At 61.2% G+C, this 22,139-nt stretch carries 21 protein-coding genes and 1 tRNA gene; 16 read left to right on the forward strand and 6 right to left on the reverse strand.

Going from position 1 to position 22,139, the window contains the following annotated elements:
- Window positions 1-121: 121 nt before the first annotated feature.
- Window positions 122-1,081: a Gfo/Idh/MocA family oxidoreductase gene (locus tag AAIL66_RS15560; protein WP_034392030.1), complete on the forward strand. Its 960-nt coding sequence runs from the start codon at window positions 122-124 to the stop codon at window positions 1,079-1,081.
- A gap of 146 nt (window positions 1,082-1,227) precedes the next feature.
- Window positions 1,228-2,250 carry an aldo/keto reductase gene (locus AAIL66_RS15565; protein ID WP_045839485.1) on the forward strand — a complete coding sequence of 341 codons (1,023 nt, stop codon included), beginning with the start codon at window positions 1,228-1,230 and terminating at the stop codon, window positions 2,248-2,250.
- 174 nt (window positions 2,251-2,424) lie between these two features.
- On the opposite strand, the gene AAIL66_RS15570 is transcribed toward AAIL66_RS15565, so the two are convergent.
- Window positions 2,425-3,318 carry a CoA transferase gene (locus tag AAIL66_RS15570; protein ID WP_343497149.1) on the reverse strand — a complete coding sequence of 298 codons (894 nt, stop codon included), beginning with the start codon at window positions 3,316-3,318 and terminating at the stop codon, window positions 2,425-2,427.
- A gap of 272 nt (window positions 3,319-3,590) precedes the next feature.
- Between AAIL66_RS15570 and ygiD the strand changes: the two genes are divergently transcribed.
- Window positions 3,591-4,517, forward strand: a complete 927-nt coding sequence (gene ygiD, locus AAIL66_RS15575) for a 4,5-DOPA dioxygenase extradiol (protein WP_343497216.1) — start codon at window positions 3,591-3,593, stop codon at window positions 4,515-4,517.
- A gap of 190 nt (window positions 4,518-4,707) precedes the next feature.
- Here ygiD and AAIL66_RS15580 read toward each other — a convergent pair whose 3' ends face one another.
- Window positions 4,708-5,904 (reverse strand): amino acid aminotransferase, encoded by a 1,197-nt coding sequence (locus AAIL66_RS15580; RefSeq protein WP_003067573.1) that lies wholly within the window; start codon window positions 5,902-5,904, stop codon window positions 4,708-4,710.
- 175 nt (window positions 5,905-6,079) lie between these two features.
- Here AAIL66_RS15580 and uvrB point away from each other — a divergent pair, with 175 nt between their 5' ends.
- From uvrB to AAIL66_RS15630, 10 genes are all read left to right on the forward strand, one after another.
- Entirely contained in the window at window positions 6,080-8,146 is a 2,067-nt protein-coding gene (gene uvrB / locus AAIL66_RS15585) for an excinuclease ABC subunit UvrB (protein ID WP_012838731.1), read from the forward strand.
- A gap of 228 nt (window positions 8,147-8,374) precedes the next feature.
- Window positions 8,375-8,911, forward strand: coding sequence for a Fe-S cluster assembly transcriptional regulator IscR (gene iscR, locus AAIL66_RS15590; RefSeq protein WP_003054211.1), 537 nt, complete (start codon window positions 8,375-8,377; stop codon window positions 8,909-8,911).
- Window positions 8,912-9,084: 173 nt separating this feature from the next.
- Window positions 9,085-10,305: an IscS subfamily cysteine desulfurase gene (locus tag AAIL66_RS15595; protein ID WP_034354231.1), complete on the forward strand. Its 1,221-nt coding sequence runs from the start codon at window positions 9,085-9,087 to the stop codon at window positions 10,303-10,305.
- A gap of 34 nt (window positions 10,306-10,339) precedes the next feature.
- Window positions 10,340-10,735 carry a Fe-S cluster assembly scaffold IscU gene (gene iscU, locus AAIL66_RS15600; protein WP_003054213.1) on the forward strand — a complete coding sequence of 132 codons (396 nt, stop codon included), beginning with the start codon at window positions 10,340-10,342 and terminating at the stop codon, window positions 10,733-10,735.
- Window positions 10,736-10,739: 4 nt separating this feature from the next.
- The gene (gene iscA, locus AAIL66_RS15605) at window positions 10,740-11,063 is read left to right on the forward strand and encodes an iron-sulfur cluster assembly protein IscA (protein ID WP_003054214.1); all 324 of its coding nucleotides are present in this window, start codon (window positions 10,740-10,742) and stop codon (window positions 11,061-11,063) included.
- Between the two features lie 147 nt (window positions 11,064-11,210).
- Window positions 11,211-11,729, forward strand: coding sequence for a Fe-S protein assembly co-chaperone HscB (gene hscB, locus AAIL66_RS15610; RefSeq protein WP_003067580.1), 519 nt, complete (start codon window positions 11,211-11,213; stop codon window positions 11,727-11,729).
- A 94-nt stretch (window positions 11,730-11,823) separates the two neighbouring features.
- The gene (gene hscA / locus AAIL66_RS15615) at window positions 11,824-13,683 is read left to right on the forward strand and encodes a Fe-S protein assembly chaperone HscA (protein ID WP_034406145.1); all 1,860 of its coding nucleotides are present in this window, start codon (window positions 11,824-11,826) and stop codon (window positions 13,681-13,683) included.
- 15 nt (window positions 13,684-13,698) lie between these two features.
- On the forward strand, window positions 13,699-14,037 hold the full coding sequence (gene fdx / locus AAIL66_RS15620) for an ISC system 2Fe-2S type ferredoxin (protein WP_003054218.1): 339 nt from the start codon (window positions 13,699-13,701) through the stop codon (window positions 14,035-14,037).
- Window positions 14,038-14,210: 173 nt separating this feature from the next.
- Window positions 14,211-14,942: a DNA polymerase III subunit epsilon gene (dnaQ, locus tag AAIL66_RS15625; RefSeq protein ID WP_003067586.1), complete on the forward strand. Its 732-nt coding sequence runs from the start codon at window positions 14,211-14,213 to the stop codon at window positions 14,940-14,942.
- Between the two features lie 16 nt (window positions 14,943-14,958).
- Window positions 14,959-15,033, forward strand: a tRNA-Val gene (locus tag AAIL66_RS15630).
- A gap of 27 nt (window positions 15,034-15,060) precedes the next feature.
- On the opposite strand, the gene AAIL66_RS15635 is transcribed toward AAIL66_RS15630, so the two are convergent.
- The 4 genes from AAIL66_RS15635 to msrB form a co-directional block, all read right to left on the reverse strand.
- Complete coding sequence (locus AAIL66_RS15635; RefSeq protein ID WP_343497150.1) at window positions 15,061-15,417, reverse strand: hypothetical protein; 357 nt, start codon at window positions 15,415-15,417, stop codon at window positions 15,061-15,063.
- Window positions 15,418-15,546: 129 nt separating this feature from the next.
- A complete protein-coding gene (msrA, locus tag AAIL66_RS15640) occupies window positions 15,547-16,287 on the reverse strand; it encodes a peptide-methionine (S)-S-oxide reductase MsrA (protein ID WP_343497151.1) in 741 nt (246 codons plus the stop codon).
- A gap of 4 nt (window positions 16,288-16,291) precedes the next feature.
- Window positions 16,292-18,124: a cytochrome c biogenesis protein DipZ gene (locus AAIL66_RS15645; protein WP_343497152.1), complete on the reverse strand. Its 1,833-nt coding sequence runs from the start codon at window positions 18,122-18,124 to the stop codon at window positions 16,292-16,294.
- A gap of 13 nt (window positions 18,125-18,137) precedes the next feature.
- Window positions 18,138-18,629, reverse strand: coding sequence for a peptide-methionine (R)-S-oxide reductase MsrB (gene msrB, locus AAIL66_RS15650; RefSeq protein WP_343497153.1), 492 nt, complete (start codon window positions 18,627-18,629; stop codon window positions 18,138-18,140).
- 177 nt (window positions 18,630-18,806) lie between these two features.
- On the opposite strand from msrB, the gene AAIL66_RS15655 reads away from it, so the two are divergent.
- The 3 genes from AAIL66_RS15655 to AAIL66_RS15665 all read left to right on the forward strand — a co-directional run bounded on the left by AAIL66_RS15655 (window position 18,807) and on the right by AAIL66_RS15665 (window position 22,136).
- The gene (locus AAIL66_RS15655) at window positions 18,807-19,523 is read left to right on the forward strand and encodes a response regulator transcription factor (protein ID WP_034382042.1); all 717 of its coding nucleotides are present in this window, start codon (window positions 18,807-18,809) and stop codon (window positions 19,521-19,523) included.
- On the forward strand, window positions 19,520-20,986 hold the full coding sequence (locus tag AAIL66_RS15660) for a HAMP domain-containing sensor histidine kinase (RefSeq protein ID WP_054075121.1): 1,467 nt from the start codon (window positions 19,520-19,522) through the stop codon (window positions 20,984-20,986). The genes AAIL66_RS15655 and AAIL66_RS15660 overlap by 4 nt, the downstream gene beginning before the upstream one ends.
- 451 nt (window positions 20,987-21,437) lie before the next feature.
- Entirely contained in the window at window positions 21,438-22,136 is a 699-nt protein-coding gene (locus AAIL66_RS15665; protein WP_034406096.1) for a gluconate 2-dehydrogenase subunit 3 family protein, read from the forward strand.
- The last annotated feature ends 3 nt before the right edge of the window (window positions 22,137-22,139 follow it).

A 22,139-nucleotide genomic window follows, 5' to 3' on the forward strand; every position in this document is an offset into this window, starting at 1 on the left:
CGCGGTGGGCCATCTGATCCTCGAGAATCAGTAAACGTTTCACCACGTTCGCTGCTTCGCGTATTCACTGCCCCCTGTGGGGGCTTCGCCTCCTTGAGGCGGCTCTACGGAGATCCCAATCATGAGCAAGACCATCAAAGTAGCGCTGGCTGGCGCAGGTGCCTTCGGCATCAAGCACCTGGACGGCATCAAGAACATCGACGGCGTGGAAGTCGTCTCCCTGGTCGGTCGCCGCTTTGACCAGACCAAGGAAGTGGCCGACAAATACGGCATCAAGCATGTGGCAACCGATCTGGCCGAAAGCCTGGCGCTGCCCGAGGTCGATGCCGTGATCCTTTGCACGCCCACGCAGATGCACGCCGAGCAGGCCATTGCCTGCATGAAGGCCGGCAAGCATGTGCAGGTCGAGATTCCTCTGGCCGATGCCCTGAAGGACGCCCAGGAAGTGGCCGAGCTGCAAAAGCAGACCGGTCTGGTGGCCATGGTGGGTCACACCCGCCGCTTCAACCCCAGCCACCAGTGGGTGCACAAGAAGATAGCAGCCGGCGAGTTCAACATCCAGCAGATGGATGTGCAAACCTACTTCTTCCGCCGCACCAATATGAACGCGCTGGGCCAGGCCCGCAGCTGGACCGACCACCTGCTGTGGCACCATGCCGCCCACACCGTGGACCTGTTCGCCTACCAGGCCGGCAGCCCCATCGTCAAGGCCAACGCCGTGCAAGGCCCGATTCACAAGGATCTGGGCATCGCCATGGACATGAGCATCCAGCTCAAGGCCGCCAACGGCGCGATCTGCACGCTGAGCCTGTCGTTCAACAATGACGGCCCTCTGGGTACCTTCTTCCGCTACATCGGCGACACCGGCACCTATCTGGCCCGCTACGACGATCTGTACACCGGCAAGGACGAGAAGATCGACGTGTCCCAGGTCGATGTGTCCATGAACGGCATCGAGCTGCAGGACCGCGAATTCTTCGCCGCCATCCGTGAAGGCCGCGAGCCCAACTCCAGCGTGCAGCAGGTGTTCAACTGCTACAAGGTCTTGCACGACCTGGAGCAGCAACTCAACGCCGAATAAGTCCCGGTGATCGATTGAGACAGACAAAGGCCGGGGCATGCTCCGGCCTTTGCTGTTTTTGCTTTGAAATTTATAGCTTTAAACGCTCTGTTCATATGGGCTATAGGCTATAAATGCTTTAACTTTGCCATCCTCAAGGAGCATCCGTGCAAAACCGACCACTAGGCCCATTCAGCGTCGCCAATGTCGCGCTGGGCTGCATGAATTTCTGCCATGCCTACGGCAACCCCGTCTCTACCGAGCAATCGCACGCCGTGCTGCATGCGGCACTGGACGCGGGCGTCACGCTGTTCGACACTGCCGCGCTCTATGGCTTTGGCGCCAGCGAATCGCTGATCGGACCCGTGCTCAAGCCCCATCGCAACCACATCACCCTGGCCAGTAAATGCGGCATGGCCGGCGTGCGCGGCGAAGACGGCGTGATGCGCCGCGTCATCGACGGTCGTCCCAAAACCCTGCGCCAGAACTGCGAAGACAGCCTCAAGCGCCTGGGCACCGATGTGATCGATCTCTACTATCTGCATCGCTGGGACAGGAACGTGCCCATCGAGGAGTCGGTGGGCGAGATGGCACGCCTGAAGGAAGAGGGAAAGGTTCGCGCTCTGGGTCTGTCGGAAGTGGGCGTCGATGCGCTGCGCCGCGCGCACAAGGAGCACCCGATTGCCGCGCTGCAAAGCGAATATTCGCTGTGGTCGCGTAATGCGGAGCTGGGCACGCTCGCCGCCTGCAAGGAGCTGGGCATTGCCTATGTGGCATTCAGTCCCATGGGCCGCGCCTTCTTCAGCGGCAAGCTGCAGCAGGTGGACAACCTGGTCAAGGGCGATATCCGCGCCACCATGCCGCGCTTTGCCGGCGAGGCCTATGCGCAGAATCTGCGCCTGCTCGCGCCCATGCAGGCCGTGGCGGAAAAGGCTGGCTGCACGCTGGCCGAGCTGGCCATCGCCTGGGTGCTGCACCAGGGCGAGCATGTGATTGCCTTGCCCGGCACCACCAGCGTGGAGCATCTGCACGAAGACATTCGCGGCGGCAGCGTCAAGCTCGATGCCGAGCTGCTGGCCGAGCTCGATGACATCTTCAAGCCCGAAGCCATTGCGGGCGACCGCTATGCGCTGCAAGGCCAGGGCGAGGTCGATACCGAGAAATACGCGTTTGAAAAACGCCCAGGCTAGTGCCTTTGCGGACGCCCGGTCAGGGGCGGTCTGCGGCGTTGCCTCACCGGCCGCGCAAATCCTCGCAATAGCACCACTATTGCTGCGGTATCGCGCGGGGGGGGCCGCCCCCTAGCATCCCATTCCGCGAAGGCCCTAGCGCGCAGGGGGAGCGTAAACAGGTTCTGGTTTGCTTCAGGTTTGGGGCAGGGCGTGCAGGGGAATATCCTTCTCCTGCGCCAGCTGCATCAGTTGCGTGCAGCTGCGGGCGGCCAGAAACCGGGCCACGCCTTGATGGATCTCGGGCTTGCGCATATCGGCGGGATGGCTGAACAGCAGGTCTGCCGCTTCGCACAGGCGCTGGGCAAAGTGAGGCTCCAGCGCGGCCACGGCCACGATGCCGTCGGCACAGGGATAGATGCGGTAGCCCGCATGGGCGCCGCCGACATCGCCTGCGGGCTGGGTCAGGCCCCAGTGCCAGGGCAGGGCCAGCCACTGCGCCGCCTGGGCCAGTCCGACCTCGCGCAGTATGCCGCGCCCGCTGCGGCTGCTGACCAGCACGGCCTGGAGCACGGCTTCGCTGGCCATCAGCGCCCCCGCCATATCGGCAAACAGGCTGGGGGGCAGGGCGGTGCTGTGCACGAGGCCCGCTTCGGCCTGATAGGTGAGATCGTGGCCGGGGACATCGGCCAGCTCGCCCGCGCTGCCGACCACGCGCACCAGCGACAGCCCAGGGTAGCGCTGCTGCAGGGCTTCCCAGCCCAGGCCCAGCTTGCTCAGGGCCGATGGACGGAACGAGGTCAGCAGCACATCGGTTTGGGCCAATTGCGCATGCAGACTGGCCTGGCCTTCGGCGGTCTTGAGATCGGCCTGCAGGGTTTGCACCCTGTCATGCATCTGCGCGTAGGCATCGGGGCAGTAGAGGCCCATGGGGTCGGCGCTGCGGCTTGCGCCGGGTGCCAGAGGCTCGAGCTTGCGGCAATCGGCTCCCATGCCGGCGCAGCGCCACAGTGCGGCGGGGCCGGGCAGGTTCAGAGCCAGGCTCAGTATGCGAATTCCTTGCAGGGGTTGAATGGCGGTTCTGGGCATGAGTGGGAGTATTCCTTGTCTGGACTTGTGCAAGCCAGGGTGGCATCAGGATGGCTTGCTTGAAGCGAAGCCCTTGCCTGAGCCTGTTTGGCGTGAGTCGTGCTTGTACAACTGCTTTTGTAGTGCAAGCCGGGCCCTGACCCTGGCACTTTCAGGACAGTCTGTTGCGGAGGCGGTGCTTTCAGGCGCTGTTGCGCTGTGGCAAGCTTGTCCTATCTGTAAAACGCCCCTAGGGGCGTGTTCGATTGACCGAGATGCGTAGACGTACGCTTTTGTCCCTGGGCGCTGCCTCCGTGCTGGCCGCCGGCGGGGGCTGGAAGGCTTTTTCCATGAACTCCACTTCTTCTTCCCTGTTGCCCGAGCAACTGTTGCAGCAGCTCAAGCCTTCGCCGCGCATGCCGGTGATGTTCCTGGGCCACGGCAGTCCCATGAATGTGATCGAGGACACGCACTGGCGCCAGAGCTGGAAGGCGCTGGGCCAGGAACTGACGGCCAAGGGCATTGAGCCGCAGCTGATTCTCTGCGTCTCGGCCCACTGGCTGACCGAGTCCGACTGGGCGCTGACCGGCATGGCCCAGCCGCGCACGATTCATGACTTCGGCGGTTTTCCGCAAGAGCTGTTCGACCAGCAATATCCGGCCCCCGGTGCGCCCGAGGTGGCCAGGCAACTGGCGGCCGAGCTGCATTCGCCGCTGGACGGATCGGCCTTGCTGGTGGACCAGAAATGGGGTTTTGACCATGGCACCTGGTCGGTGCTGCTGCCCATGTTCCACGAGGCCAGCATTCCCGTCATGCAGCTGAGCATGCCTTATGGGCTGGCGCCCGAAAAGCATTTCGAGATGGGCCGGCAACTGCGCGCGCTGCGCGACCGCGGCGTGCTGATCGTGGGCAGCGGCAATATCGTGCACAACCTGCGCGCCATGCAGCGCAGTGCCAGCGACAACCAGGCCTATGACTGGACGATACAGTTCGACACCGAAGTGCAGCAGCGTCTGGACAGCGGCAATCTGGCTGATTTGAGCACCTTTCTGGACTGGGGTCCGCAGGCCCGTCTGGCCCATCCCACGCACGACCACTATCTGCCTCTGCTGTATGCGGCAGGTGCCGTGCAGGAGGGCGAAGCGCCGCGCGTGTTCAACACGGCCTACCAGTATGCGGCGCTGTCCATGCGCTCGGCCATCTGGGGACTGAGCGCCTGATAAAGATTTTGATAGCTTGCTGCGCTTGGTTTACAAGGTTTTTAGATAATTTTCTGCCTGAAAGCGATATGGGAAGAGCGCTGGCAGCTATCAATTAATAGGTGGACACTGAAGCAGCCATAAAAAAAGAGCAACGGATTAAAAGTCCGTTGCTCTTTGGTCTTCAGGGCCGAAGCCCCGAATCGTGAGCTTAGATCACGGCGGCGATGGCCTTGCAGACATAGTCGATGTTCTTGCTGTTCAGCGCAGCCACGCACATGCGGCCGGTGTCGGTGCCGTACACGCCGAACTCGGAGCGCAGGCGCACCATCTGGTCCTTGGACAGGCCGGAGTACGAGAACATGCCGATCTGGGTGGTGATGAAGGACATGTCCTGGGTCACGCCGGCAGCCTTCAGGCCGTCAACCAGCTTCTGGCGCATGGCCTTGATGCGCACGCGCATCTCGCCCAGCTCCTTCTCCCACAGAGCGTGCAGCTCAGGGTTGTTCAGCACGGCTGCCACGACGGCGCCGCCATGGGTGGGAGGGTTGGAGTAGTTGGTGCGGATGACGATCTTCAGCTGCGACAGCACGCGAGCGGCTTCTTCCTTGTCGGAGGCCACCACGGACAGGGCGCCCACGCGCTCGCCGTACAGGCTGAAGCTCTTGGAGAAGGAAGTCGAGACAAAGATGTTCAGGCCGGCAGCCACGAACTTGCCGATCACGGCGCCGTCTTCGGCGATGCCGTGGCCAAAGCCCTGGTAGGCCATGTCCAGGAAGGCGACCAGGCCCTTGGCCTTGACGACGGCGATCACTTCATCCCACTGAGCGGCGGTGATGTCGTAGCCGGTGGGGTTGTGGCAGCAGGCGTGCAGCACGACCACGGTGCCGGCAGCGGCAGCGTTCAGGTCGGCCAGCATGCCGGCGAAGTCGATGGAGCGGGTCGCTGCATCGTAGTAAGCGTAGGTGCCGACTTCAAAACCAGCGTTGGTGAAGATGGCCTTGTGGTTTTCCCAGCTGGGGTTGGAGATCAGGACCTTGGCGTTGGGGTTGAGCTTCTTGAGGAAGTCGGCGCCGATCTTCAGGCCGCCGGTGCCGCCGATGGCTTGCACGGTGGCCACGCGGCCGGACTTGACCACGTCGGACTCGGCTCCGAACACCAGGGCCTTGACGCCGTTGTCATAGGCGGCAATACCGTCGATGGGCAGATAGCCGCGGGCGGTGGGCTTTTCCATCATGGCCTTCTCGGCGGCCTGCACGCACTCCAGCAGGGGCAGCTTGCCGTTGTCGTCGAAGTACACGCCCACGCCCAGGTTCACTTTGTTGGGGTTGGAGTCAGCGTTGAATTGCTCGTTCAGACCCAGGATGGGGTCGCGGGGGGCCATTTCGACGGCGGTAAACAGAGACATGAAAAAATCCTTGATGGATGGAAATAAGTCAGGTCACCCCCAGCTACTGCTCCGAGCGCGTTAGACGGGCAGGGCATTGCCCGGTGCTCGAAAAAACGCATCAGCCTAGGTTAGGCTTGAGGGTTGGGCTGCCATTCTACTCCGCGCTTACCCTATGCGTCATGGACATGAGATCATGCAAGAACAAAATATGAATGCCGAGCCGCAAGGCCGTTTCGTGCAATACCCGGACTCGCCGTTCGAGCTGTTCCAGCCCTATCCACCGGCGGGCGATCAGCCTGCGGCCATCGAAAAACTGGTCGAAGGCGTCAATGACGGCGAGTCCTTCCAGACGCTGCTGGGCGTGACCGGTTCGGGCAAGACCTTCACCATGGCCAACGTGATCGCGCGTCTGGGCAAGCCCGCCATCGTGTTTGCGCCCAACAAGACGCTGGCGGCACAGCTGTACTCGGAGTTCAGGGAGTTTTTCCCGAAAAACGCGGTCGAGTACTTCGTCAGCTACTACGACTACTACCAGCCTGAAGCCTATGTGCCCCAGCGCGACCTGTTCATCGAAAAGGACAGCGCCATCAACGAGCACATCGAGCAGATGCGCCTGTCCTGCACCAAGAGCATCATGGAGCGGCGCGACGTGGTGATCGTGGCCACCGTCTCTGCCATCTACGGCATCGGTGAGCCCGAGAGCTACCACCGCATGATCATGACGCTGCGCGCGGGCGACACGCTCAACCAGCGCGATGCGATTGCGCAGCTGATCCGCATGCAGTATCAGCGCAACGACCAGGATTTCTCGCGCGGCACCTTCCGCGTGCGCGGTGACACCATCGATGTGTTCCCGGCCGAGCATTCGGAGCTGGCCGTGCGCATCGAGCTGTTCGACGACGAGGTCGAGAGCCTGCAGCTGTTCGATCCGCTCACGGGCCGGGTGCGCCAGAACATTCCGCGCTTCACCATCTATCCCAGCAGCCACTATGTGACGCCGCGCGACAAGGTGCTGGCGGCCGTGGAGACCATCAAGGAAGAGCTGGCCGAGCGCCTCAAGCAGCTCGTGGGCATGGGCAAGCTGGTGGAGGCGCAGCGCCTGGAGCAGCGCACGCGCTTCGATCTGGAAATGCTCAGCGAAGTGGGGCACTGCAAGGGCATCGAGAACTACACGCGCCATCTCTCGGCCTCCAAGCCCGGCGATCCGCCCAGCACGCTGACCGACTATCTGCCGCGCGACGCCATCATGTTCCTCGACGAGAGCCATCAGATGATCGGCCAGCTCAACGCCATGTACAACGGCGACCGGGCGCGCAAGACCACGCTGGTGGAATATGGCTTCCGCCTGCCTTCGGCGCTGGACAACCGGCCGCTCAAGTTCGAGGAGTTCGAGCAGCGCATGCGCCAGGTGGTGTTCGTCTCGGCCACGCCCGCCGAATATGAAAAGACTCATGCCGGGCAGGTGGTGGAGCAGGTGGTGCGCCCCACGGGCCTGGTCGATCCCGAGATCGAAGTGCGGCCGGCCATCCATCAGGTCGACGACGTGCTGCAGGAGATCCGCCAGCGCGTGGAGCTGGAGGAGCGCGTGCTCATCACCACGCTGACCAAGCGCATGGCCGAGCAACTGACCGAATATCTGACCGACAACGGTGTGAAGGTGCGCTATCTGCACTCCGACGTGGATACGGTGGAGCGCGTGGAAATCATCCGCGACCTGCGTCTGGGAGCCTTCGATGTGCTGGTCGGCATCAACCTGCTGCGCGAAGGCCTGGATATTCCCGAGGTTTCGCTGGTGGCGATTCTGGATGCCGACAAGGAAGGTTTTCTGCGTGCCGAGCGCAGCCTGATCCAGACCATAGGTCGCGCGGCGCGCAACGTCAACGGCAAGGCGATTCTGTACGCGGACCGCATCACGGAGTCCATGAAGAAAGCCATCGGCGAAACCGAAAGACGCCGCGAAAAACAGATGGCTTTCAATGAGGCCAACGGAATCGTGCCAAAACAGATTGTCAAGAGGGTGAAAGACCTGATTGATGGTGTCTACAGCGAAAAAAGCGGCAAAGAGGCCGAGCGTCTGCAGGAGCAGGCTCTACAACAGGCACGTGTCGAGGATATGTCGGAGAAAGACATCGCCAAGGAGATCAAGCGTCTGGAGAAGCAAATGCTGGAGCACGCCAGGAACCTGGAATTCGAGCAGGCAGCGCGTGTGCGAGACCAGCTTTCGCTTCTCAAACAGCAATTGTTCGGGGCGGCACCGTAGGAATATTTCTTCGCAAATCTCGGGGTTATTACGTGAGTGCACGCTGTTACCCGACAAAATTGATGGGGAATGTGATATACTCGCCTCAAACACTCAACAACAAACTTCCCTCACAGAAGGGCTCTGAACCTAATCACAGGACGGAGTAAGGGCGGAGACTGTGCTCGTCTAGGTACTGTGACCGGGCGTGCGTTTCTGTAACGAACAATCCTGACTGAAGGAGCTCGTATGCGTCTTACGACCAAAGGCCGCTTTGCGGTCACCGCGATGATCGACCTGGCACTGCGCCAGAACAATGGCCCTGTGACTCTGGCTGCCATCAGCCAGCGTCAGCAGATTTCGCTGTCCTATCTGGAACAGTTGTTTGGCAAGCTGCGTCGCCACGAACTGGTGGAATCCACCCGTGGCCCCGGCGGCGGCTACACCCTGGCCCGTAAGGCAACGGACATCACCGTGGCTGACATCATCGTCTCGGTGGATGAACCTATTGATGCGACCCAGTGCGGTGGCAAGGAAAACTGTCTGGGCGAAGCCGGCCGCTGCATGACCCATGAGCTGTGGGCTGCACTGAATCAGCGCATGGTGGAATTCCTGGACTCCGTCACTCTGCAAAAGCTGGTGGACGAGCAACTGGCCAAGGGCATCCAGATCGAGGACAAGCCCGTGGTGCGCCGCGCCATCTCCACAGCACCCGTGGTCAAGCCCATCCGTGTGAACGCACCGAACTCGGTGTTCGCCCTGGGTAACGCCTTCGCGAAATCCTGATCCGGGGCCGCTCGAGCAGTGCTCGGGCGGCAACCAGATCGGCATGAAGCCCGACTCCGATAGTCAGGGCCTGGATGCATGCATGGCTGTGCGGCATGTTTCTTCGCCCTGATGGCACCACAAGGTGCATCGATTCCTCACGATTTGTCAGCCAAAAACAAGACGAGCCAGTCATGGACATGACCCCGCACTTTCCCATTTATCTCGACTACGGTGCAACCACTCCGGTGGACCCCCGCGTGGCGGACGCCATGATTCCCTGGCTGCGTGAACATTTTGGCAATGCCGCATCGCGCAGCCATGCCTGGGGCTGGGAAGCCGAAGAAGCCGTCGAGAAGGCCCGCAAGCAGGTCGCCGACCTGATTGGCGCCGACCCGCGTGAAATCGTCTGGACCAGCGGCGCGACCGAGTCCGACAACCTGGCCATCAAGGGTGCAGCGCATTTCTACCAGGGCAAGGGCAAGCACCTGATCACCGTGAAGACCGAGCACAAGGCTGTGCTGGACACCATGCGTGAGTTGGAGCGCCAGGGCTTTGAAGTCAGCTATCTGGACGTGCAGGAAAACGGTCTGCTGGACATCGAAGTGTTCAAGGCCGCGATCCGTCCCGACACCATCCTCGCCAGCGTGATGGCCGTGAACAATGAGATCGGTGTGGTTCAGGATCTGAACACCATTGGCGCCCTGTGCCGTGAGAAGGGCATCATCTTCCACGTCGACGCCGCTCAGGCTTCGGGCAAGATGGATCTGAACATGCAGACCATGCCCATCGACCTGATGAGCCTGGCTTCGCACAAGACCTACGGCCCCAAGGGCATCGGTGCGCTGTACGTGCGCCGCAAGCCGCGCGTGCGCCTGGAAGCTCAGATGCACGGCGGCGGTCATGAACGCGGCATGCGTTCCGGCACGCTGGCAACCCACCAGATCGTGGGCATGGGTGAAGCCTTCCGCATTGCCAAGGAAGAGATGGCCAAGGATATGGAGCACGCACGTGCACTGCGCAAGCGTCTGCTCGATGGTCTGAAGGATCTGGAGCAGGTGTTCGTGAACGGCGATATGGAGAACGGCGTTCCCCATTACCTGAACATGAGCTTCAACTTCGTCGAAGGCGAGTCGCTGATCATGGGCATCAAGGGTCTGGCCGTGTCCTCGGGTTCCGCCTGCACATCCGCCAGCCTTGAGCCCAGCTATGTGCTGCGTGCCCTGGGCCGCAGCGATGAGCTGGCACACAGCTCCTTGCGCATGACCTTTGGTCGCTTCACGACGGAAGAAGAAATTGACTACGCGATCAAGTCGATCCGCGAAAACGTGCTGAAGCTGCGCGAGCTGAGCCCTCTGTGGGAGATGTACAAAGACGGCATCGACCTCAGCACTATTCAATGGGCTGCACACTAAGCATAGATTACAAAGAGTTCAAGAGGTAGACACCATGGCTTACTCCGAAAAAGTTGTTGACCACTATGAAAACCCCCGCAACGTGGGCTCGTTCGACAAGAGCGATGACTCTGTGGGCACGGGTATGGTGGGTGCGCCCGCTTGCGGCGACGTGATGAAGCTGCAGATCAAGGTCAATCCTGCCACTGGCGTGATCGAAGATGCACGCTTCAAGACCTATGGCTGCGGCTCTGCCATCGCCTCGTCTTCGCTGGTGACCGAATGGGTCAAGGGCAAGACGCTGGATGAGGCTGCCGCCCTGAAGAACAGCCAGATCGCCGAAGAACTGGCGCTGCCACCGGTCAAGGTTCATTGCTCCATCCTGGCTGAAGACGCCATCAAGGCTGCTGTGAACGACTACCGCGCAAAGCGCACGGCGACGGAAGCCTGAGGCCATGGCCATCTCAATGACCGAGGCGGCTGCCCGTCATGTGAACCGCTACCTTTCGCGTCGCGGCAAGGGGATTGGCGTGCGCCTCGGCGTGAAGACCACGGGCTGTTCCGGCTTGGCCTACAAGCTGGAATATGTGGACGAAGTCCAGCCCGATGATGTGGTGTTTGAAGACCACGGCATCAAGGTGTTGATCGACCCCAAGAGCCTGGCCTATATCGACGGCACGGAACTGGATTTTGTGCGCGAAGGCCTGAACGAGGGCTTCAAGTTCCACAACCCCAATGAGCGTGATCGCTGCGGTTGTGGCGAGAGCTTCAGGATTTGATTTTCCCCTGAGTCGCTTCGCGCCTTCCCCCCAAGGGGACGACACCTTCGCTGCGAGGCGGCTCTTGCTCGGTGTCCCTGGCGTGTGTAGCGCCCAAGCGTAAGAACAGAACCGCCTCAGCGCTGCTGCAGGCGGTTTTTTAATGCCATGAATCTGCAATCTGACGACTTTGAATTGTTTGGCCTGCCGCGCAAGTTTGCGCAGGAGCGCAGCCAGATCGACGCACGCTGGAAAGAGCTGCAGCGCGAAGCGCACCCCGACCGTTTTGCCGCCCAGGGCGCAGCCGCGCAGCGCGTGGCCATGCAATGGTCGGTACGCATCAACGAGGCCTATCAGCGCCTCAAGGACCCGCTCAAGCGCGCCGCCTATTTGTGCGAGCTGGCGGGAGCGCCAGTGCGGGCTGAAGACAACACGGCCATGCCTGCGGCATTTCTGATGCAGCAGATGGAGTGGCGCGAAGCGCTGGAAGACGCTGCCAGCGAGCAGGAGCTGGATGCTCTGGAGGGCGAGATGCTCGCCGCCAAAAAGCAGATGCTTGGCGAATGCGGTCGTCTGCTGGACGAGGCTGGAGATGCCGCCGCTGCCGTGCAGCAGGTGAGAGCCCTCATGTTTGTTGCGCGATTTGCGCAAGATGTGGATCGCCGTCGCGATCAACTGGGACAATAAGAGCCAGAGCAACGCGCTGTGCCCTAGGCACGCAGCGTATCCACCTTGAGCGGGCCAGCCACGCTGGCCTCTGATGTTTCAAAAGAAGAATTTCATGGCGCTTTTGCAGATTTCCGAGCCCGGCCAATCCCCCGATCCCCACCAGCGACGCATTGCTGTAGGTATCGACCTGGGCACCACGCATTCTCTGGTCGCTGCAGTGCGCAACGGCGTGGCCGAATGCCTGCCCGACGATCAGGGGCGTGTGCTGCTGCCATCGGTGGTGCGTTACATGGAAATGGGCCGCCGACAGATCGGTTTTGATGCCAAGGCCGCGCAGGCGCAGGATGCTGCCAACACTATCAGCTCGGCCAAGCGCTTCATGGGGCGAAGCCTGGCTGATATCGAATCGCCCGAGAAGCTGCCTTATCGCTTCAAGACCGATGACAGCAGCGTCATCTCCGTCGAAACCGTGGACGGCGCCAAGACGGCCGTGGAAATCAGTGCCGAAATTCTGGCAACCTTGCGTTTCCGTGCCGAAGACACGTTTGACGACGATCTCTATGGTGCAGTCATCACCGTGCCTGCGTACTTTGACGATGCCCAGCGCCAGGCCACCAAGGATGCAGCCAAGCTGGCAGGCATCAACTTGCTGCGCCTGATCAACGAACCCACGGCAGCAGCCATTGCCTACGGCCTGGACAACGCGGCGGAGGGCGTCTACGCCGTCTACGATCTGGGTGGCGGCACCTTCGATATCTCGGTGCTGCGTCTTGCACAGGGTGTGTTCGAAGTGATCGCCACAGGTGGTGACTCGGCATTGGGCGGCGACGACTACGATGACGCGCTGGCGGCCTGGGTGGCGGAAAAGACCGGCACGCAGCTGGAGTCGGCAGCAGACAAGACCGCCTGGCGTATTGCCGCGCGCCATTGCAAGCAGGCCCTGACTGAATCAGAAGTTGTAGCGTTTACCGCTGATATTTCCTCGGGTTCAGTGTCTTTTGATGTCAAGCGTGAGGAATTCATTGCGCTGACTGCTCACTTAACCAGCAAGAGCCTTGCGGCTGTGCGCCGCGCGCTCAAGGATGCAGACCTGGGCCGCGATGAGGTGCAGGGCGTGGTCATGGTCGGCGGCTCCACCCGCATGCCCCAGATTCGCCAGGCCGTGGCCGACTTCTTCGGCAGCGAGCCGCTGACCAATCTCAACCCTGACGAAGTGGTGGCCCTGGGCGCTGCCATTCAGGCCAATCAGCTGGCCGGCAACAATACCGCCGGCGACCTGCTGCTGCTGGATGTGATTCCGCTGTCGCTGGGTGTGGAAACCATGGGTGGCCTGTCCGAGCGCATCATCACGCGCAACGAGACCATCCCCACGGCCCGCGCACAGGACTTCACGACGTACAAGGACGGGCAAACCGCTCTGGCCATTCACGTGGTGCAAGGCGAGCGTGATCTGGTGGCGGACTGCCGCAGCCTGGCGCGTTTCGAGTTGCGCGGCATTCCGCCCATGGCTGCCGGTGCGGCGCGCATCCGCGTGACCTTCACGGTCGATGCCGACGGCCTGCTGTCCGTCAGCGCCAAGGAGCAGACCAGCGGCGTCGAAGCACATATCAACGTCAAGCCCTCCTACGGCATCTCCGACGACCAGATCGCCCAGATGCTGCAGGACGGTTTTGCCACGGCCCAGGAAGACATGAAAGCCCGCGCCCTGGTCGAGGCCCGCGTGGATGCCGATCGCATGCTGCTGGCCACGCAGAGCGCGCTGGACGTGGATGGGGATGTGCTCAGCGCCGAGCAGCGCGACAGCATCGACGGCCTGATGACAGCGCTACGCGCGGCCGTCGCCAGCGATGATCCGGCCGTCGTGGAGGGCGCAACACAGGCCCTGGCCAAGGGAACCGAGTCGTTTGCGGCCGAACGCATGAATCGCAGCATCCAGCAGGCGCTGGCCGGCAAGAGTGTCAACACCATTTAATTCATAAACAGAACAATGCCCATCATCAAAATTCTTCCTCACGCCGAGTACTGCCCCAATGGCACGGAAATCGAAGCTCCCGTCGGCACTTCGATCTGTGAAGCCATGCTGGACAACGGCATCAATATCGAGCATGCCTGTGATATGAGCTGCGCCTGCACGACCTGCCATGTCATCGTCAAGGAGGGCTTCAACTCCCTGAACGAGGCGGAGGAAGAGGAAGAAGACCTGCTCGACAAGGCCTGGGGTCTGCAGCCTCAGTCGCGCCTGTCCTGCCAGGCGATTCTGGCGCGCGAGAATGTGACGGTGGAGATCCCCAAGTACTCCATCAACCACGCTAAGGAAAATCACTGAGCACCCCCTGAGGCGCTTTGCGCCTTCCCCCTCTCTCTACGCGCTTCGCGCTAGGGGAGGGGGACGACACCCTCGGTGCGCGGCGGCGCTTCCTCGGTGTCCTGGCTTTGGTGCGCGCTTGTTTTAGAAATTGTTGGGCGATGTGAGCGCCGCAGGTAATTGGGAGAAATTGAATGTCGCGCCAAATTGTTCTGGATACGGAAACGACCGGCCTGTCGGCCATCGATGGCGATCGTCTGATCGAGCTGGGCTGCGTGGAGCTGGTCAACCGCAAGCTCACCGGCAACAATCTGCATCTGTACTTCAATGCGGGTCGGGACAGCCATCCAGATGCCTTGCGCGTGCACGGCATCACCACGGAGTTCCTCAAGGACAAGCCGCGCTTTGAGGAAAAGATCGACGAGATCTGGGAGTATCTGCAGGGCGCAGAGCTCATCATCCACAATGCGCCGTTCGACCTGGGCTTTCTGAACAACGAGCTCAAACTGGCCAAGCGCCCGCCGCTCAAGCAGTGTGTGGGCGGAGTCCTCGACACCCTGGTCATGGCCAAGGAGATGTATCCGGGCAAGCGCAACTCGCTGGACTCGCTCTGCGATCGCCTGGGTGTCGACAATTCCAACCGCACGCTGCACGGCGCTTTGCTGGATGCGGAGCTGCTGGCGGATGTCTACATCAATCTCACGCGCGGGCAAGATGCCTTGCTCATGACCGAGGAGCCGGCAGATGCTCCGGCGGCTGGAGCGATTGTCGTTCCCTCGGTGGACCTGAGCAGCTTCAAGTTGCCAGTGCTGCGCGCCAATGAGCAGGAGCAGCAATCCCACGATGATGTGCTCAAGCAGATGGATAAATCCAGCGGTGGCAAGACTGCCTGGCGCAACTTTGAAAATGTGAGCGCCAATCCTTGATATAATCACGTCTATCGGGTGATTAGCTCAGCGGTAGAGCACTGCCTTCACACGGCAGGGGTCACATGTTCGATCCATGTATCACCCACCAAATACGAAAACCTCTTAGGTCATTGACCTAAGAGGTTTTTTGTTTGTGTGCGTACTGCGTACATCCCGTTGGCACGGGCTTTGCAGCTTGAATTGGATGGCGTGGCAGCAGCCCTTCCGGCCGGAGCAAGCTCAGCCCTGATGATTCTTGGATGACCGCGCGGAAGGCGTGCAACCAGACTTCGCCGTGCGGAAGTTGTTCGAGCCAGGCCAGCGCATTGACCCCGACCTTGCCGTGGTGGCAATCGTGGACGCTGATCCAGCCGCACCGGCTGTGCCTGAGTACCTCGTCCTGCTGCGTGCGCTGGCTAAGCGGTGGCTGCATGAGGAGGCAGAGGGGGAGCGAAGACATGCTGCACAGGCTGCTGGCGGTGGTGCCGGACATGACCGAAGCCGATGGGCAGGATGGTATTCATAGGGCGCCCTTGATGCGGCAGGATCGTCAGGGCGTGCAGCAGGCCATCAGCTGCGCCGACAATTGCTGCTCTGCCGCAGCATCGCTGAGATGGAGTCGCTATGGGCGCGTTTTCTTTACCAGAACCGGTTCGCTGCGGTAGCTGTCGGGGAAGAGGCGCTTGAGGCTGTTCACCTTGGGCATATCGTTGAAGACGATATAGGGGTGGCGCGGGTTTTCGGTCATGAAGTCCTGGTGGTAGAGCTCGGCCGGATAGAAACTGGCCTTGTCCTCGAGGCGGGTGACTATGGGTTTGGGATACAGGCGCGCTGCATCGAGCTGCGCGACGTAAGCCTGCGCTGTCTTGAGCTGGGCCGGGCTGGTCGTGAAAATTGCCGAGCGATACTGCGTTCCTGTGTCCGGACCCTGTCGGTTGAGCTGGGTGGGATCGTGGACGACAGAGAAAAATATCTGCAGCAGCTTTCCATAGCTCACCTGGGTCGGATCGAAGGTGATCTCGACGGATTCTGCATGGCCGGTGTTGCCGCGGCTGACCAGCTCGTAGGAGGCGGTGGATGCAGCACCTCCGCTATAGCCGGAGACCGCGCGTTGCACGCCCTTGACGTGCTGGAATACGCCCTGTACTCCCCAGAAGCAGCCGCCAGCAAAGATTGCACGCTGCGGGGAGGGGCCGGTGGCCGGGAGGTCCAGGACAGGGACAGGAAGGCGAACCGCTTCTTCGGCCGAGAAGGCCATTGGTTGCCAGAACAGTCCGCCGCCCAGCAAAACGATGCTGCCGGCCAGTGTCTGGAGCAGGCCGCGCCGGTTCAAGGCGGCCCCTGAGATGATGCGTGTGTTCATATGGCTATCCGAAAGTGAAGGCATAGGCAGAAACGCCGCTGTCCAGGAACTCGATGCTGAAGGTGTGCTCGGTAATGACTCCGGATTGGCGCACCAGCTGGTAAAGCCGCTGGCCGGAGACAGTGCCGCTGCCGTCGGCGGCCACGTCCACGCCGTGGGCGGTGCCGGGTGGTTTGCCGTCAATGCGGACCTTGAAGCGCACGGGCTTTCCGTCAGGGCCGGGGCTCAACACCAGATGCAGGTCACGTGCCTTGAACCGGTAGACGATGCTGCCTGATGGACCGGTCAGCAAGGCGCTTTCCGCTCCAACCATCCATTGCCCGGCAAGGCCCCAGGTGTTCAGCCTGGGCCGTTCCGGTTCCCGATACGTTGCCGTCCTGTCGGGAACGGCTTTGGGTGTGGAGAGAAAGTTCTCGGCACGCTCATAACCCAGATAGGTTTCGGGGGACGCGACCTCATCCATGTTGGCGGCCAGTTGAACGCCCCCGGCATCTACCTCCGTCAGGCCCATGGTTGACTGGGAGCTGCCCGCCTCTTGGAGAAGCTGTTGTATCACCCGCTCCGACTCGGCGTAGCCGCCTTCGCCAAAGTGATGGTGGCGGATGCGTCCCGTGGCATCGATGAAGTAGTGAGCAGGCCAATACTGGTTCTTGAATGCGCGCCAGATTGCATACTGGTTGTCAACGGCCACCGGATAGTTGATGCCCAGGTCTTTCATGGCCTTGCTCACGTTGCCTATGTCGCGCTCAAAAGCAAACTCGGGGGCGTGCACACCGACCACGATCAGACCTTGATCACGGTATTTTTCTGCCCATGCCTTCACATAGGGAAGGGTGCGCAGGCAGTTGATGCAGGAGTAGGTCCAGAAATCCACCAGCACCACCTTGCCACGCAGGTCTTGCCCGCTCAGAGGCTTGGAGTTGAGCCATTGGGTTGCCCCGCCCAGCGATGGTGCGATGCCTTCATCGGGCAGTGCAGGGGCTTTATTCGATGGTCCGCTCATGCGCATTGCGGCTCCTGCAGACATCATGGCGGCTCCCTCAGCGGGTGCCGGGAATGCTCCCCGCATCATCGTGCCCGGATTGCCGCGCATGGTCGTGGGGTCTTCTCCATGAGGCTGGTTCAGGCGCTCGACCAGTTTCTGCTCCAGGCCGCCGGTGGATGCCGTTGACAGTCGAGCCAGCATGCCGGTATCGATCCCCAGGGCGATGGCGGCCACGCCCGCGAGCATGGCTGCACCGAGGCCGCGACGTACCCATTCACCGGCACCCAGCGAACGCTTGAGCGCGGCAAATACCCGCCCCCCCAGCAGCAAAGCCGCAGCCATGGAAGTCGCAGCCCCGGCGGCATAGGCCAGAAGCAGCAGGGTCGAGGTGGTGTTGGCGCCCTGCAGGGCGGCACCGGTCAATATCAGTCCCAGGATGGGCCCGGCACATGGAGCCCATAGCAGCCCCGTTGCGACTCCCAGCAAGACAGAGGATCCTGTTTGCGGTGCACCGCCGGTCTGTGCCGATTCCGACAGGCGTGCGCCGACTGCCACCAATGGGCGGGTCAGCCGCTCCGACAGATGCGGCAGCAGCAGTGTCAGCCCGAAAACCGCCACCAGAGCGAGTGCCAGCCAGCGGCCATACTGATTGGCCGCCACCACCCAGCCGCCGCCGACGGCGGCGAGAGAGGCAACGATCGCAAAGGTCAATGCCATGCCTGCCAGCAGTGGCAGGCCGTTGCGCACAAAGGGCTGGTTCGCGCGAGAGAACACAAAAGGCAGCACGGGCAGGATGCAGGGACTGACGATGGTCAGCACACCACCCAGATAGGCAAGGACGATCAGCAGCATGGCCTGTTTCTCCTCAGGCAGGTTTGGGTGTGAAAGCCAAGGCCAGGCCGTTCATGCAATAGCGCAGACCTGTGGGAGGCGGTCCGTCTTCGAAGACATGGCCGAGATGGCCGCCGCAGCGCCGGCAGTGCGCTTCGACACGCACCATGCCGTAGCTTCGGTCCTTGCGGGTGGCGACGGCGTTGTCCAGCGGCTTCCAGAAACTGGGCCAGCCGGTGCCGCTGTCGAACTTGGTGGAGGAGGCAAACAAGGGCAAGGAACAGCCTGCGCAGGAAAATGTTCCAGGACGATGCTCCTTGTTGAGCGGGCTGCTGCCGGGCGGCTCCGTGGCCTGCTGGCGCAGCACGGCATATTGCTGAGGACTGAGCCGGGCACGCCACTGGGCGTCGGTATAGCTGATTTCGAAGGTCTCTGTCGCTGCAGTCGCGTGGCGCTGGAAGATTCCGGTGGCAAGCGCTGCGGCGGAGGCTGCTGCGCCCAGCAGCATATGGCGTCGGGTGGTCATGGCATCGGCTTTCTGGGTTCGATGACATTGAGCTTATGGAGTGGCGATCCCGAAGTCCTCACGCAAAGTTAAAAAAAACGTGATAACTCCCCGCGAGCAGTTTGAGCACAATGTGAAATCATGTGGCTGTGCTCCACGGTGCTGCATCAACCACCCCTGCCGGAGACCTGATTACCCATGACTCTCGCCCGTCGCATTCTGCTGGTCGAGGACGATGCCCACATCGCCGATCTGCTTTCGCTCCACCTTCGGGACGAAGGGCTGGAGGTGGTGCATTGCGCCCGCGGCGATGACGGCCTCGCGCATCTGGAGCGCGGTGGCTGGGATGCGCTGGTGCTGGATCTGATGTTGCCTGGCGTGGACGGCTTGGAGATATGCAGGCGTGCGCGTGCCATGACCCGCTACACGCCGATCATCATCATCAGTGCCCGCTCCAGTGAGGTGCATCGCATTCTGGGGCTGGAGATCGGCGCGGACGACTATCTGGCCAAGCCGTTTTCCGTTCTGGAGCTCGTGGCACGGGTGAAGGCTCTGCTGCGCCGGGTCGATGCTCTGGCTCTGAGTGCGCGCCTGGAATCAGGTAGCCTGTCGGTCAATGGGCTGGTCATGGATCCGGTTGCAAGAGATGCATGCCTGAACGGACGCCGTCTCGATCTCACGCCCCGTGAGTTCGATCTTCTGTATTTCTTTGCTCGCCAGTCGGGCAAGGTGTTTTCGCGCATGGACCTGCTCAATGCGGTCTGGGGCTATCAGCACGAGGGCTACGAGCACACCGTCAACACCCATATCAACCGGCTTCGTGCCAAGGTGGAGGTCAATCCAGCACAGCCGACGCGGATCCTCACGGTTTGGGGGCGCGGCTACAAGTTCGCTGAAACTGGAGAGGGCGAATGAATCTGACTCTGACCCAGCGGCTGGCGATCGTGTTTGCCGTGTTGCTACTGGTCTGCAGCGGTACCTCGGCCTGGCTGCAGCTTCGCTCCAACCGCATGCATGAACTGGAGGTGGTGCAAGCCTTGTCCCGGGACGTCGCAGAGAGTATTGCCCGCGATGCCCAGCTGACCGATGCGAATGGCTTGATGCCTAACGCGGTGCGAAATCTTTTCAACCAGCTGATGATGGTGAACCCGAGTGTGGAGGTCTATCTGCTGGAGCCTGACGGCCGCATTGCCGGCCACGCGGCACCCGAGGGGCGTTTGCGTCGCGACCGGGTCGATCTTGAGCCGGTGCATCGATTCATCGATGGACAGATGCTGCCGATTCTGGGCGATGATCCTCGCAGCCGCGATGGCCGCAAGGTCTTCAGTGCGGCCCCTTTGAGCGTGAACGGGCGGCAAGTCGGCTTCATCTATGTGGTGCTGCTTGGCGAGGCCCATGATCTTCTTGCAGCCAGAGGCTCGGCAGATGCGGTGTTGAAGACGGCACTGCTGTCGATTGGCATGGTCGGGCTGCTCTGTCTCGCTGCGGGCCTTGTCGCCTTCACCTTGATCACGCGTCCCTTGCGGCGTCTGACCGAGTCGGTTCGGCAGTTTGACATGCATGGCGCTCCTCCCGAGATGCCGGAACGCTCCCCGGATGTGGCCGATCACAGCCGTGACGAGATTGCAGTACTGGACGCTGCCTATCGGCAAATGGTGCTGCGCATCAGCGAGCAATGGGAAGCTCTCACGCGGCAGGATCAGGAGCGCCGGGAATTGATCGCGAATATTTCCCACGATCTGCGCACACCGCTGTCATCCTTGCATGGATATCTGGAGACCATGCTGCTCAAGGATGCAAGCCTGGAGCCTGCAGAGCGCAGGCGCTACCTTGGCATTGCGCTCGACCAGAGTCGAAGGGTGGGGGCCCTGTCCCAAAGCCTGTTCGAGCTGGCCAGACTGGAATACGGCTTTGTGCAACCGGAGCTCGAATCATTCTTCCTGGCTGATCTGGTGCAGGACGTTTTCCAGAAATTCGAGCTTGCGGCAGAGTCGCGCCATATCGCCTTGCAGGCGGACCTTGCTCCTCAACTTCCGGCAGTTCGTGCGGATCTGGGAATGATAGAGCGCGTCCTGAGCAATCTGCTGGATAACGCCTTGCGCTATACCCCTGAAGGCGGGGTGATCAGGATCGCCATAAGAGCAGTGGGCCAAGAGCTGGAGGTGACGATCAGCGACTCCGGCCCGGGCATCCCGCCAGAGTTGCGCGAAGGCCTGTTCAGGCGTCCATTTACCGTAGGTGGTGCCCGCCGTGACGGTGGCCTGGGCTTGAGAATCGTGCACCAGATGCTGGAGCTGCACGGAGTCTCCATTCATCTTGTCGAGAGTGGCGGACAGGGCACCACGTTCCGGTTTTCATTGCCACGGACTCCGGCTTAGTGTCGACAAAGTGCGCCGTCACCTTCCCTCTTTTGGCCGTGTAAGCAGTGAAGGGCGAGTCAGGGCTTCTCCATCGTCTTGAGTCTGGCATCACTGCCTGGCAGCGTCTTGGGCCGCAGAGTAGTAGGTAGGCGGTCTTATGTCTTATATCTAAGTGAAAACCCCAGTTGCGCACTCCAATGAAAAACCACGACCTGCTGGCAGGCAAGTAGCTTGCCTGGTACAGATACTTGCCAGCGCAACTATTATCAAATTGTTAAGGCGGTATGGGCCGGCTTGAAAAAAGACTTTGGCTCTGCGTATGAGTGCCCGCTTTGCGGGCATTTTCTTTGGGGTGTGTGCTTCTTTCTGCCCGACCTCAAACCCACCGCTGATTCAAAAAACCTGAACACTCGGTCATCGCGCAACTGGCTGTGCATGGCCGAGGTTCACACGATGTAGGAATCGCACAATGTCCAACTTTTCCCCACCAAGCCGCAGATCCTTTCTGTTCGCCTCCGGTGCTGGCGTCGCACTGGCTGGAACGGCCGTGGCAATGCGTGCCAACTCCAAAGAGCCTGCGCTCAAACTGGATGCATACAAGCCCGAGTACTTCAATGCGGACGAGTGGGCTTTTGTTCTGGCGGCAACAGCTCGCCTGATCCCGTCCGAAGGGGATGGACCTGGAGCGATCGAAGCTCATGTGCCGGTGTTCATCGATCGCCAGCTCAAGGGCTACTACGGCAATGCCGAGATCTGGTACATGGAAGGCCCGCACGATCCGGCCGCCACGCCCGATCGCGGCTGGCAATCGCCTCTGAACCCTGCGCAGCTCTATCGCAAGGCCATTCCCGCCTTCAATGCGGCTTGCACGAAGCGCTTTGGCAAGGAGTTCAAAAGCCTTGCCGCAGAGCAGCAGGACGAAGCTCTGACCGCGTTGCAAAAGGGCGAAATCAAGCTAGACCCTGAACTGAGCTTTTTCTTTACCACCTTGCTGGCCAATACCAAGGAAGGCTATTTCGCCGACCCCTTGCATGGCGGCAACCACGGCATGCAGTCCTGGAAATACATCGGCTTCCCTGGCGCCCGCGCCAGCTATGCCGAATGGGTCGATCAGCACAACGTGAAGTACCCGCTGGGACCGGTATCCATCAAGGGCGAAAGGGCTTGAGTC

Source organism: Comamonas sp. F1-6 (assembly GCF_039581415.1).
Classification (GTDB): Bacteria; Pseudomonadota; Gammaproteobacteria; order Burkholderiales; family Burkholderiaceae_C; genus Comamonas; species Comamonas thiooxydans.

What these genes read in the sequence shown, in the direction of transcription:
- AAIL66_RS15645 (WP_343497152.1), bottom strand. Translation starts at nt 18,124, where the DNA reads ATGCTGCTGATCGTCCTTGCCTATCTGGGTGGTGTGCTGACCATCGTC.
- AAIL66_RS15580 (WP_003067573.1), bottom strand. Translation starts at nt 5,904, where the DNA reads ATGTCTCTGTTTACCGCCGTCGAAATGGCCCCCCGCGACCCCATCCTG.
- msrA (WP_343497151.1), bottom strand. Translation starts at nt 16,287, where the DNA reads ATGAACACACGCATCATCTCAGGGGCCGCCTTGAACCGGCGCGGCCTG.
- iscR (WP_003054211.1), top strand. Translation starts at nt 8,375, where the DNA reads ATGCGTCTTACGACCAAAGGCCGCTTTGCGGTCACCGCGATGATCGAC.
- iscU (WP_003054213.1), top strand. Translation starts at nt 10,340, where the DNA reads ATGGCTTACTCCGAAAAAGTTGTTGACCACTATGAAAACCCCCGCAAC.
- AAIL66_RS15665 (WP_034406096.1), top strand. Translation starts at nt 21,438, where the DNA reads ATGTCCAACTTTTCCCCACCAAGCCGCAGATCCTTTCTGTTCGCCTCC.
- fdx (WP_003054218.1), top strand. Translation starts at nt 13,699, where the DNA reads ATGCCCATCATCAAAATTCTTCCTCACGCCGAGTACTGCCCCAATGGC.
- msrB (WP_343497153.1), bottom strand. Translation starts at nt 18,629, where the DNA reads ATGACCACCCGACGCCATATGCTGCTGGGCGCAGCAGCCTCCGCCGCA.
- AAIL66_RS15635 (WP_343497150.1), bottom strand. Translation starts at nt 15,417, where the DNA reads ATGTCCGGCACCACCGCCAGCAGCCTGTGCAGCATGTCTTCGCTCCCC.
- iscA (WP_003054214.1), top strand. Translation starts at nt 10,740, where the DNA reads ATGGCCATCTCAATGACCGAGGCGGCTGCCCGTCATGTGAACCGCTAC.
- hscB (WP_003067580.1), top strand. Translation starts at nt 11,211, where the DNA reads ATGAATCTGCAATCTGACGACTTTGAATTGTTTGGCCTGCCGCGCAAG.
- AAIL66_RS15595 (WP_034354231.1), top strand. Translation starts at nt 9,085, where the DNA reads ATGGACATGACCCCGCACTTTCCCATTTATCTCGACTACGGTGCAACC.
- hscA (WP_034406145.1), top strand. Translation starts at nt 11,824, where the DNA reads ATGGCGCTTTTGCAGATTTCCGAGCCCGGCCAATCCCCCGATCCCCAC.
- AAIL66_RS15660 (WP_054075121.1), top strand. Translation starts at nt 19,520, where the DNA reads ATGAATCTGACTCTGACCCAGCGGCTGGCGATCGTGTTTGCCGTGTTG.
- AAIL66_RS15560 (WP_034392030.1), top strand. Translation starts at nt 122, where the DNA reads ATGAGCAAGACCATCAAAGTAGCGCTGGCTGGCGCAGGTGCCTTCGGC.
- dnaQ (WP_003067586.1), top strand. Translation starts at nt 14,211, where the DNA reads ATGTCGCGCCAAATTGTTCTGGATACGGAAACGACCGGCCTGTCGGCC.
- AAIL66_RS15570 (WP_343497149.1), bottom strand. Translation starts at nt 3,318, where the DNA reads ATGCCCAGAACCGCCATTCAACCCCTGCAAGGAATTCGCATACTGAGC.
- uvrB (WP_012838731.1), top strand. Translation starts at nt 6,080, where the DNA reads ATGCAAGAACAAAATATGAATGCCGAGCCGCAAGGCCGTTTCGTGCAA.
- AAIL66_RS15655 (WP_034382042.1), top strand. Translation starts at nt 18,807, where the DNA reads ATGACTCTCGCCCGTCGCATTCTGCTGGTCGAGGACGATGCCCACATC.